Raw genomic sequence first — 10,622 nt, 5'->3', positions numbered from 1 at the left:
CGCTTGTTCCGTGAGGCTCGCTCATTCCGCGAGGCCCCCTCATCCCGCGAGGCCCGCGGCCAGCAGTTCCACGAAGCCGACGTCTTCCCTCGCCACGCCGAAGACCTCGGCCCGCTGCAGGGTCCGCTCGGCCCAGGCGCGGTGCGGCTTCACTTCATTCATCTTGTTCGTGTACGCGGAGCGCATGACGCCACCGCCACCGCTTTCCGGCCGCAGGATGTCCTGTGCGTCGCTGAATTCCTCGTGGCTGACCACGGACAGCGCATGCACGGGTGCGACGTGCGACGGGTGGATGCAGGTCTTGCCGAGCAGACCATTGGTCCGGTCGAGCTCGATCTCGCGCAGCAGGCCGTCCAGGTCGTGCTCGATCAGGGCCGTGCGCAGTTCCTCGGCCCGGCCCTCCAGGAAGGGGCTGCGGCGCAGCTGCGGTTTGAACATGCGCTCCTGGAGCCGGAAGTACTCCCACACCGGTCCGGTGATCGTGAAGCCCGTGCCGTCCGCCCGGCCCAGCACATTGACCACGTCGGCTATGACGGCGCCGACGATCCGTACGTCGTACGCCGTCATGTCGGGCGCCCTGCGGAGCCCGTATGCCGAGCAGAAGTCGGTGACGCCGAGCCGCAGTGCGAGTACCCGCTCGCGGTACTTGTTGACGGTGCGGGCGATTCCCTGGAGTGTTTCCGTGCGGGTCTCCAGATGCAGCAGCTCGGGCGATTCGAGAACGGGCATCGCGAACAGGCGCCGCCCACACGCCTTTTCGGCCTTGGTGAGTGCTTCCATGAAGGGCACGCCACGCTCTTCGGTGAACTTCGGAAGTACAAAACCAGACAACAATCGGACGGTGCGGCCGAGCCGACTCACCAGGTCCATCATCTGGCCCGGTTCCCGGACCCGGATGAAGAGCAGGGGCACCTCAGCGCCGCGCGCATCGAGCTCGGCGAACTGTCTGACCAGGTTCTCCTCGGCGCCGTCCACCTCGGAGTCATCGATCGAATCCTCCAGGCACAGCACCATCGAGACGACACCGCGCCCGGCCTGTTTGATGACATCGTCAGCAAGCTTCGGCCTGGTGGCAGGGCTGTACAGGGTCGCTCCCAGGGCGGCCGAAAGCATGCCGGCCGGTGAGTCCGCACCGAATTCGCACGGCTCCTGGAAGAACAGGCCCTCTCTCACAGAGGGCGCAAGATGCCCGAAATGACGCATTTAACTCCCCCGAGTTACCTGACTGGTCGGAAAACACATGGCCGGTAATAGTACGTATGGACGGGTGTCAAGAGTTCCCTACATGCATGAACTCCGGGTAACTCGTCCATTTCCCGACGGGCCCACCTACTGCGGACGACCTGATTCCGACGCGCTGCCGAGACACCCGGTGCGACCCCCACGTTGTCCGCACAGGCAGCCAGCAGGCAGGATGACGGGCATGACGCACGCGATGGTGAAGGGCTCGAACGTCCCTCTGGACGCCATGGCCGTACGGGCCGTGCTGCGCTGGACCCCGGGCACCGGGGTTCCGGATGTGGACGCCTCGGCACTGCTGCTCGGAGCCGGTGGCCGCGTGCGCTCCGACGAGGACTTCGTCTTCTACAACCAGCCCCGCCACCCCTCCGGCCTGGTGCGACGGCTACCGAAGCGCAGTGTCCCCGAGGGGCTCACGGACAGCATCGAGGCCGACCTGGGCGCGCTCGACCCCTCGGTCGAGCAGGTGGTCGTCGCCGCGTCCTCGGACGGAGCCACATTCGCTCAGGTGCACGATCTGCGCATCCTGCTGTACGACGCGGCATCGACAGGCGGGGACCCGCTCGCCTTCTTCGATGTGCGGCCGGAGACCGGCGAGGAGACGGCGATCATCTGCGGCGAGCTCTACCGGCGCGGCGATGGCTGGAAATTCCGGGCCGTGGGACAGGGCTATCCGACCGGTCTGATCGGCCTGGCCACCGCCTTCGGCATCTCGGTCGACGAGGCGGAGGCCGCGGCGGAGCCCGACCCGGCCCCGTCGCCGGTAACGGTTCCCTCGCCCGCGGCGCCCGCCTTCCCGCCGCCCGAGCCCGCGTTCCCGCCCGCACCGGCTCCCAGCCCCGACTTGCAGGCCACGCTCCAGCACCAGCAGCCCGCCCACGGCTACCCGCAGTCCGCAGTGGCACAGCCGGCTCCGCCGCCCGGTCCCCAGCCCGCGTACGGGTATCCACAGCCGGCCGCCGCCCAGCCCGCCCACGGCTATCCGCAGCCTGCCGCGGCCGCGGCACCCGCCCCCGACCCGAATTTCGTGCTGCCACCGCAGGGACCGCAGTTCGTACGGTCCTGACACGGCCCCGGGACGGCCGGGGACGCGGCTGGGGGGAGGGACGGACAGCCAGGCCCTGACCGGCCCGATCAGAGGCCGCCCGGCAGGCTCTGAGGTGTCCCTGAACCGCCTGCGGCCTCTCCGGCGTCAGGCTCAGGTCCGGGACTTGTAGCCGCGCCCCCACTGCATGCCCCAGCCGTACAGCCGGTCCAGCTCCGACTGGAATCCGTACACGAACTTCACCTCGCGGCGCACGATCAGCTCGTCCTTGGCGTTGTCCACCGTGAACACGGCGCAGGAGCGGGCCTGCGGGGCCCGCTCGTCGAGTTCGATCTCGATCCGCGGGCCATTGCCCGGGTAGAGCGTCACCTTGGCGTGCGTACGGTCGAAGGCGGGCGTCTGGTCGTAGATGTAGACGAAGAACAGCAGCCGCTTGATCTGGTCGCGCTGGTCGAGATTGACGTAGACGGTCTCGCCCGACGGCGCCCCGAAGCGGTCGTCCCCGCTGAGCCGGACGTACGGCGGCCCGTTCAGGTCGCCGACGAGGTTGCCCAGCGGCTGGACCACGCCCTTGGTGCCGTCCTTCAGCTCGTACATGCAGCCCAGGTCCAGGTCGACATTGACCATGCCCTGGGTGTGCGCCTGGACCTCATCGGGCTGGAAGAGCTTCATGGGGTGCAACAGCCGGCCGCTCTGCCGCGACCTGCCCTCGATGTCGGACGTACGCATCCGCCAGGACAGGTTGACCCGCAGATTGCCGGTCGGCGCACCCTGCCTGGCCAGCGAGACCGTGGCGTGCCGCCTGGAGAGCACGATGGAGCTGGTCGACGCGTTGCCCGACTCGAAGTGCGCCTCCCGCCTCGGCCACAGGCTGTCCCAGAACGCCATCCCCAACCCCCACACGTATCGGTAGTGCATCGGCCCCGCACACATCACTGCGGGGCGGCCGCCGGGCCGGGTCCGGGTGTTCCCGGAGACCGTCGCCGTACGGACCGCCCCGCTGAGAGCGTTCCTCAATCCCTACCGGGTCACACCCCGGACGGGACTTCTGCCTTGGAACCCTTGTCGTCGCCGCTTGCGGCCTCCAGCGCCTTGTTGCGCCGGACCGAGGACCAGAAGGACCAGCCGATCAGCGCGACGCCGATGCCACCGGTGATGAGCTCGGGGATCTCGTACTGGATGGTGATGAGGAGGATGACGGACAGCGCGCCGATGGCGTAGTGGGCGCCGTGCTCCAGGTAGACGTAGTCGTCGAGGGTGCCCTGACGGACCAGGTAGACCGTGAGCGACCGGACGTACATGGCGCCGATACCGAGGCCGAGGGCCATCAGCACGATCTCGTTGGTGATGGCGAAGGCGCCGATGACACCGTCGAACGAGAAGGACGCGTCGAGCACTTCCAGGTAGAGGAACATGAAGAACGCGGCCTTGCCGGAGAGCGCGATCGCGGAGACCTTCTTGCCGCTCTTCCTGGCCTCCTCCTCGGCCTCGTGCTCCCGCTCCTCCTCTTCCTCCAGCTTGTTCTCGAAGAAGCCGGAAAGACCACCGACGATCAGGTAGGTGATCAGACCCGCGACTCCGGCGAGCAGGACGGTCTCCGCCTTGTCCGCGTGGCCGCCGCCGTGCTGGTGCGCGTTGGTCGCGAAGGTCATGGCCGAGATCAGCAGCACGATCAGCGCGATGCAGACCGAGAGCATGTCGACCTTGCCGAGCTTGGCGAGCGGCCGCTCGATCCAACGCAGCCACTGAATGTCACGGTCCTCGAAAATGAAGTCGAGGAAAATCATCAGCAGGAACATTCCACCGAAGGCGGCAATCGCCGGGTGGGCGTCCGTGACCAGTTCCTGGTAGCGCTCGGGCTGGTTGAACGAAAGATCGACCGCTTCGATCGGATCGATCTTGGCGGTGATGGCCACGATCACGACGGGGAACACCAGCCGCATACCGAAGACCGCGATGAGCACGCCGATCGTGAGGAAGATCTTCTGCCAGAAGGCATTCATCTTCTTCAGGATTCCGGCGTTGACCACCGCATTGTCGAAGGACAGCGAGATCTCCAGGACGGAAAGAATCGCAACCACTCCGAATGCTTCCCACCCCCCGTAGATCAGAGCTGCGACCAGGCCGAGCGCGGTAACCGCGAACGACCAGCCGAAGGTTTTCAGGATCACTGGTTAACCCCATCGTGTATGTGTGTAACGGGTCTCCCCCGGATGTGTGCGGGGCTCCCCGCGCCGTGCGCGGCTTTACGAAACGTTGACCCCGAAGTCTAGAGCGATACCGCGCAGTCCCGACGCGTACCCCTGTCCCACAGCGCGGAACTTCCACTCGCCGTTGTACCGATAGAGCTCGCCAAAGATCATCGCGGTTTCCGTCGAGGCGTCCTCGCTGAGGTCGTAACGCGCGAGTTCCTGACCGTCCGCCTGGTTCACCACGCGGATGAACGCATTGCTGACCTGGCCGAAGGTCTGCCCTCGATTGTCCGCCTCATGGATCGAGACCGGGAAAATGATCTTGTCGCAGTGCGCCGGCACCTGAGTGAGATTCACGATGACCGACTCGTCATCGCCCTCGCCCTCGCCGGTGAGGTTGTCACCGGTGTGCTCCACGGAGCCGTCGGGGCTCGTGAGGTTGTTGTAGAACACGAACCATTCGTCGCCGAGCACCCGGCCCGACTGGCACAGCAACGCGCTGGCGTCGAGGTCGAAGTCGGCACCCGTCGTGGATCGTGCGTCCCAGCCGAGCCCGACCAGCACCTGGGTGAGGTTGGGTGCGACCTTGGAGAGGGAGACATTGCCTCCCTTGGCGAGCGTGACGCCCATGGTGTGTCCTCCCCGAGTCGTTGAACCGTCTGTTGAGCCGCTCAGCCATTCAGCCGTGCAGCCGTGCAGCAGCCGGAGCTTGAGCCGTTGAACGGGCTGTTGAGCGCGTCCGGCGCCGCACGGGGTGCGGCGCCGGACGGGGTACATGCCGGCGTGGCCAGGGCCACGCCTCGGCGGCTCGTCCCGGTCACGCCTTCCTCAGAGCCTGTCGGGCTCTCAGACGTTGACGCCGAAGTCCTGCGCGATGCCGCGCAGCCCCGAGGCGTAGCCCTGACCGATGGCGCGGAACTTCCACTCCGCCCCGTTGCGGTACAGCTCGCCGAAGACCATGGCGGTCTCCGTCGAGGCGTCCTCGCTCAGGTCGTAGCGCGCCAGCTCGGTGTTGTCGGCCTGGTTGACCACGCGGATGTACGCGTTGCGCACCTGGCCGAAGCTCTGCTGGCGGGTCTCGGCCTCGTAGATCGAGACCGGGAAGACGACCTTGCTGACATCGGCCGGAACGCCGGCCAGGTTCACCTTGATGACCTCGTCGTCGCCCTCGCCCTCACCGGTGAGGTTGTCACCGGTGTGCTCGACGGAGCCGTCGGGGCTCTTGAGGTTGTTGAAGAAGACGAAGTTGCCGTCGCTGCCGACCTTGCCCTCGGCATTCGTCAGCAGGGCGCTGGCGTCGAGGTCGAAGTCACCACCGGTGGTGGTACGAGCGTCCCAGCCCAGGCCCACGATGACCGCGGTCAGGTTGGGCGCGGCCTTGGTCAGCGAGACGTTGCCGCCCTTGCTGAGGCTGACTCCCACGAGTCCTCCCATTGGTTTCCTTGGGGGCCGGCGGGCGCCGGCGCCTCCACGTTGCGTTGGCATCCGATCAACGAGTGGATCCTAGTGACCGGTTCCCGACCGAAGAAGGCTTTTGGCCGGACGCCGACAGATCCACCGGTCCCGGCTCAGAGCGCGTCGAGCGCCTTGATGTAGTCGTTGAGGTCGCGCGCGTCGGGCAGACCGTTGACGACGGTCCAGCGCACCACACCCTCCTTGTCGATGATGAAGGTGCCGCGCACCGCGCAGCCCTTCTCCTCGTCGAAGACGCCGTATGCCCGCGAGGTCTCGCCGTGCGGCCAGAAGTCCGAGACCAGCGGGTACTCGAGACCTTCCTGCTCGGCGAAGACGCGCAGGGTGTGGATGGAGTCGTTGGAGACGGCGAGCAGCTGCGTGTCGTCGTTCTCGAACTTCGGCAGCTCGTCGCGGAGCGCGCAGAGCTCACCCGTGCAGACGCCGGTGAAGGCGAACGGGTAGAACAGCAGTACGACATTCTTCTCACCGCGGAAGTCGGAGAGCTTAACGGTCCGGCCGTGGTTGTCCTTCAGCTCGAAATCCGGGGCCTGGGTGCCGACCTCGATCGCCATGAAACGCGTCCCTTCGCTACGTTCACCGGGCTGGGCTGTCCGGGTGGCTCCACCCTACGCAGAGCCCGCGGCAGGCCACGCGGCGCCCGCACGGGGCCCCTGCGCCCGGCCCGTACGAAGAAGACCCCCGGCAGCCCTACGAAGAAGACCCCCGGCGGCTCATGCCGTCGGGGGTCTTCTTGGCGATTGCTCGGCGAATGCGGCTCAGCGCTTGGCTTTGGCCGCCTTCGGCGTGACCAGACGGCTGCCCGTCCAGTCCTTGCCCGCGTTGATGCTCTTGGTCTGGGAGAGACCGGCCGTCTGGGCAGCCTCGTTGATGTCGCTCGGTTCGACGTATCCCTCACGGCCGGTCTTCGGCGTCATCAGCCAGACCGTACCGCCGTCCTCGATCAGGCCAATGGCATCCACCAGCGCGTCCGTAAGGTCGCCGTCCTCGTCGCGGAACCACAGCAGGACGACGTCTGCGACGTCGTCGTAGTCCTCATCGACGAGATCCTGGCCGATAGTGGCCTCAATGCCCTCACGGAGCTCCTGCTCGACGTCGTCGTCGTAGCCGATCTCCTGGACCACCTGTCCGGGCTCGAACCCCAGGCGTGCTGCCGGGTTGGTCCGCTCCTCCGCGTGGTCCGCGGTCGCGCTCACGGGTTGCCTCCTGATCATGTTTCGGAAAGTACTTGAGCCACGCGCGTGCGCGAGGCGTTGGCCGTAGTCCACACGGGAGCGGCGGATCGCGCAAGTACCCAGCCGAGCGAGACCGCCCGAACGGTGACGTTCCCTGCCACGTCGCCGTACTGTCGGCAGGTCCCCCACGGGGGCCGACGCTACCGTCACACCCTTTACGTCCTTCCACAGCTTATGCCGTTTCGGTCCGCCATTCGGAGTCGAACATCCTTTGGGAACGCTTGGACGGGTTGGGCGTATGGTTGCGGTTTGACCAACCCATCCCCGCGCTACGGAAGCGAAGTCTCGCAACACGGCGGTTACCCCTCGGTAGAGATGACGTTTGCGCCCCCGCGGTACACGATGGTCATGGCGTACATGCATACATCCCGGGGGCATGTTCTCCCGTAACCAGGCCCCGTAGAGCAGCACCTACCTAATAGCGAAGGAACAGCGTGGCTTCCGGATCCGATCGCAACCCGATCATCATTGGCGGCCTGCCGAGCCAGGTCCCGGACTTCGATCCCGAAGAGACCCAGGAATGGCTCGACTCGCTCGACGCCGCCGTCGACGAGCGAGGCCGTGAGCGGGCCCGTTACCTGATGCTCCGGCTCATCGAGCGTGCGCGCGAGAAGCGCGTCGCCGTGCCGGAGATGCGCAGCACGGACTACGTGAACACGATCGCCACGAAGGACGAGCCGTTCTTCCCCGGTGACGAGGAGATCGAGCGCAAGATCCTCAACGCGACCCGCTGGAACGCGGCCGTGATGGTCTCGCGCGCCCAGCGTCCGGGGATCGGTGTCGGGGGTCACATCGCCACCTTCGCCTCCTCGGCCTCGCTCTACGACGTGGGCTTCAACCACTTCTTCCGGGGCAAGGACGACGGTCTGGGCGGCGACCAGATCTTCTTCCAGGGGCACGCGTCCCCGGGTATCTACGCCCGCGCCTTCCTGCTCGACCGGCTGAGCGAGGCGCAGCTCGACGCCTTCCGCCAGGAGAAGTCGAAGGCGCCGAACGGCCTGTCCAGCTACCCGCACCCGCGGCTGATGCCGGACTTCTGGGAGTTCCCGACCGTCTCGATGGGTCTCGGCCCGCTCGGCGCGATCTACCAGGCCCGGATGAACCGCTACATGGAGGCGCGGGGTATCGCCGACACCTCCAAGTCCCACGTCTGGGCGTACCTGGGCGACGGCGAGATGGACGAGCCCGAGTCGCTCGGCCAGCTCTCCCTCGCCGCCCGTGAGGGCCTGGACAACCTGACCTTCGTGGTCAACTGCAACCTGCAGCGCCTCGACGGTCCCGTGCGCGGCAACGGCAAGATCATCCAGGAGCTGGAGTCGCAGTTCCGCGGCGCCGGATGGAATGTCATCAAGCTGGTCTGGGACCGCTCCTGGGACCCGCTGCTCGCGCAGGACCGCACGGGCATACTGGTCAACAAGCTGAACACCACGCCGGACGGCCAGTTCCAGACGTACGCCACCGAGTCCGGCGCGTACATCCGTGAGCACTTCTTCGGGGACGACCCGCGGCTTCGCGACATGGTCAAGGACATGACCGACGACCAGATCCTGCACCTGGGCCGCGGCGGTCACGACCACAAGAAGGTCTACGCGGCCTATGCGGCGGCCAAGGCCCACAAGGGCCAGCCGACGGTGATCCTCGCGCAGACGGTCAAGGGCTGGACACTCGGACCGAACTTCGAGGGCCGCAACGCGACCCACCAGATGAAGAAGCTCACCGTCGAGGACCTCAAGCGGTTCCGCGACCGGCTGCACATCCCGATCACGGACAAGCAGCTGGACGAGGGCTACCCGCCGTACTATCACCCGGGCCGCGACTCGGAAGAGATCCAGTACATGCACGACCGCCGCAAGAGTCTGGGCGGCTACGTCCCGACCCGTGTGGTGCGTGCGAAGCCTCTAGCCCTCCCCGAGGACAAGACGTACGCGATCGCGAAGAAGGGCTCGGGTCAGCAGTCGATCGCCACGACCATGGCGTTCGTCCGCATCCTGAAGGACCTCATGCGGGACAAGGAGATCGGCAAGCGTTTCGTGCTGATCGCACCCGACGAGTACCGCACCTTCGGCATGGACGCGTTCTTCCCGAGCGCGAAGATCTACAACCCGCTGGGTCAGCAGTACGAGGCGGTGGACCGTGATCTGCTGCTCGCGTACAAGGAGTCGCCGACCGGTCAGATGCTGCACGACGGCATCTCCGAGGCCGGCTGCACGGCCTCTCTGATCGCCGCGGGTTCGGCGTACGCCACGCACGGCGAGCCGCTGATCCCGGTGTACGTCTTCTACTCGATGTTCGGTTTCCAGCGCACCGGTGACCAGTTCTGGCAGATGGCCGACCAGCTCGCGCGCGGCTTCGTGCTGGGTGCGACCGCTGGTCGTACGACTCTGACCGGTGAGGGTCTCCAGCACGCGGACGGCCACTCGCAGCTGCTCGCCTCGACCAACCCGGGCTGTGTCGCGTACGACCCGGCCTTCAGCTACGAGATCGCGCACATCGTCAAGGACGGTCTGCGCCGGATGTACGGCGGGACCCCCGAGGAGAACGAGGACGTCTTCTACTACCTCACCGTCTACAACGAGCCGATCCAGCACCCGGCCGAGCCCGAGAACGTGGATGTCGAAGGCATCCTCAAGGGCATCTACCGCTACAGGAGCGCCGAGCGGGGCGAGATCCCGGCCCAGATCATGGCGTCAGGTGTGGCGGTCCCGTGGGCGGTCGAGGCGCAGCGGATCCTCGCCGACGAGTGGAACGTCAGGGCGGACGTCTGGTCGGCGACCTCCTGGAACGAGCTGCGCCGCGAGGCCGTGGGTGTGGAGCGGTACAACCTGCTGCACCCGGAGGACGAGCAGCGCGTCCCGTACGTCACGCAGAAGCTCTCCGGCTCCGAGGGCCCGTTCGTGGCGGTCTCGGACTGGATGCGTTCCGTACCGGACCAGATCGCACGCTGGGTGCCCGGTGCGTACCAGTCGCTGGGTGCGGACGGATTCGGCTTCGCCGACACCCGTGGTGCGGCCCGCCGGTTCTTCCACATCGACGCGCAGTCGATCGTCCTCGCGGTGCTCACCGAGCTCGCGAAGGAGGGCCGGATCGACCGTTCGCTGCTGAAGACGGCGATCGACCGGTACGCGCTGCTGGATGTGACCGCGGCCGACCCGGGTGCGGCCGGCGGCGAGGCGTAAGCAGGACGAACGACGGCTGAAGGGCGGCGAGACCAGGAGGTCCCGCCGCCCTTCAGCGTCTGCGGTCAGTTCTCCCAGACCTTTGCGGGCCACACCACCCTGATAGGTGTTCTGGCGCCGCGCCCCCACACGCAATCGCCGGGCGGGCGCGCCAGCGAGCCCCCCCCGCGCGTGCGGGGGGGGGCGCGGCGCCCCAAAACCAATCAAGGTGGTGTGGCCCCCCAACGTCTGGGGGAACAGAACCCCCACCCGGAAAGGCGGC

At 66.9% G+C, this 10,622-nt stretch carries 9 protein-coding genes; 2 read left to right on the top strand and 7 right to left on the bottom strand.

The window, feature by feature from the left end:
• Nucleotides 1-39: 39 nt before the first annotated feature.
• Nucleotides 40-1,203, bottom strand: a complete 1,164-nt coding sequence (locus tag ACH4EW_RS19920; protein WP_398258595.1) for an HpcH/HpaI aldolase/citrate lyase family protein — start codon at nt 1,201-1,203, stop codon at nt 40-42.
• Between the two features lie 220 nt (nt 1,204-1,423).
• Here ACH4EW_RS19920 and ACH4EW_RS19915 point away from each other — a divergent pair, with 220 nt between their 5' ends.
• Nucleotides 1,424-2,305 carry a TerD family protein gene (locus ACH4EW_RS19915; RefSeq protein WP_398258593.1) on the top strand — a complete coding sequence of 294 codons (882 nt, stop codon included), beginning with the start codon at nt 1,424-1,426 and terminating at the stop codon, nt 2,303-2,305.
• Nucleotides 2,306-2,437: 132 nt separating this feature from the next.
• Here ACH4EW_RS19915 and ACH4EW_RS19910 read toward each other — a convergent pair whose 3' ends face one another.
• The 6 genes from ACH4EW_RS19910 to ACH4EW_RS19885 all read right to left on the bottom strand — a co-directional run bounded on the left by ACH4EW_RS19910 (nt 2,438) and on the right by ACH4EW_RS19885 (nt 7,145).
• Nucleotides 2,438-3,172, bottom strand: a complete 735-nt coding sequence (locus tag ACH4EW_RS19910) for a Tellurium resistance (RefSeq protein ID WP_398258876.1) — start codon at nt 3,170-3,172, stop codon at nt 2,438-2,440.
• A gap of 140 nt (nt 3,173-3,312) precedes the next feature.
• Nucleotides 3,313-4,455 (bottom strand): DUF475 domain-containing protein, encoded by a 1,143-nt coding sequence (locus ACH4EW_RS19905; protein ID WP_398258591.1) that lies wholly within the window; start codon nt 4,453-4,455, stop codon nt 3,313-3,315.
• 75 nt (nt 4,456-4,530) lie between these two features.
• On the bottom strand, nt 4,531-5,106 hold the full coding sequence (locus ACH4EW_RS19900; RefSeq protein ID WP_398258589.1) for a TerD family protein: 576 nt from the start codon (nt 5,104-5,106) through the stop codon (nt 4,531-4,533).
• 216 nt (nt 5,107-5,322) lie between these two features.
• Entirely contained in the window at nt 5,323-5,898 is a 576-nt protein-coding gene (locus ACH4EW_RS19895; protein ID WP_398258874.1) for a TerD family protein, read from the bottom strand.
• A gap of 146 nt (nt 5,899-6,044) precedes the next feature.
• Entirely contained in the window at nt 6,045-6,503 is a 459-nt protein-coding gene (locus tag ACH4EW_RS19890; protein ID WP_376235138.1) for a peroxiredoxin, read from the bottom strand.
• A gap of 204 nt (nt 6,504-6,707) precedes the next feature.
• Entirely contained in the window at nt 6,708-7,145 is a 438-nt protein-coding gene (locus ACH4EW_RS19885) for a DUF3052 domain-containing protein (RefSeq protein ID WP_398258587.1), read from the bottom strand.
• A 473-nt stretch (nt 7,146-7,618) separates the two neighbouring features.
• Here ACH4EW_RS19885 and aceE point away from each other — a divergent pair, with 473 nt between their 5' ends.
• The gene (aceE, locus tag ACH4EW_RS19880; RefSeq protein WP_398258585.1) at nt 7,619-10,360 is read left to right on the top strand and encodes a pyruvate dehydrogenase (acetyl-transferring), homodimeric type; all 2,742 of its coding nucleotides are present in this window, start codon (nt 7,619-7,621) and stop codon (nt 10,358-10,360) included.
• Nucleotides 10,361-10,622: the final 262 nt, after the last annotated feature.

Origin of the sequence: Streptomyces sp. NPDC018000 (genome assembly GCF_044328025.1) — a bacterium.
GTDB lineage: Bacteria > Actinomycetota > Actinomycetes > Streptomycetales > Streptomycetaceae > Streptomyces.
This window is presented reverse-complemented; position numbering and strand designations above follow the sequence as displayed.

Excerpts from the sequence above, each read along its gene's own strand:
- ACH4EW_RS19920 (WP_398258595.1), bottom strand. The coding sequence starts at position 1,203 with ATGCGTCATTTCGGGCATCTTGCGCCCTCTGTGAGAGAGGGCCTGTTC.
- ACH4EW_RS19915 (WP_398258593.1), top strand. The coding sequence starts at position 1,424 with ATGACGCACGCGATGGTGAAGGGCTCGAACGTCCCTCTGGACGCCATG.
- ACH4EW_RS19910 (WP_398258876.1), bottom strand. The coding sequence starts at position 3,172 with ATGGCGTTCTGGGACAGCCTGTGGCCGAGGCGGGAGGCGCACTTCGAG.
- ACH4EW_RS19900 (WP_398258589.1), bottom strand. The coding sequence starts at position 5,106 with ATGGGCGTCACGCTCGCCAAGGGAGGCAATGTCTCCCTCTCCAAGGTC.
- ACH4EW_RS19890 (WP_376235138.1), bottom strand. The coding sequence starts at position 6,503 with ATGGCGATCGAGGTCGGCACCCAGGCCCCGGATTTCGAGCTGAAGGAC.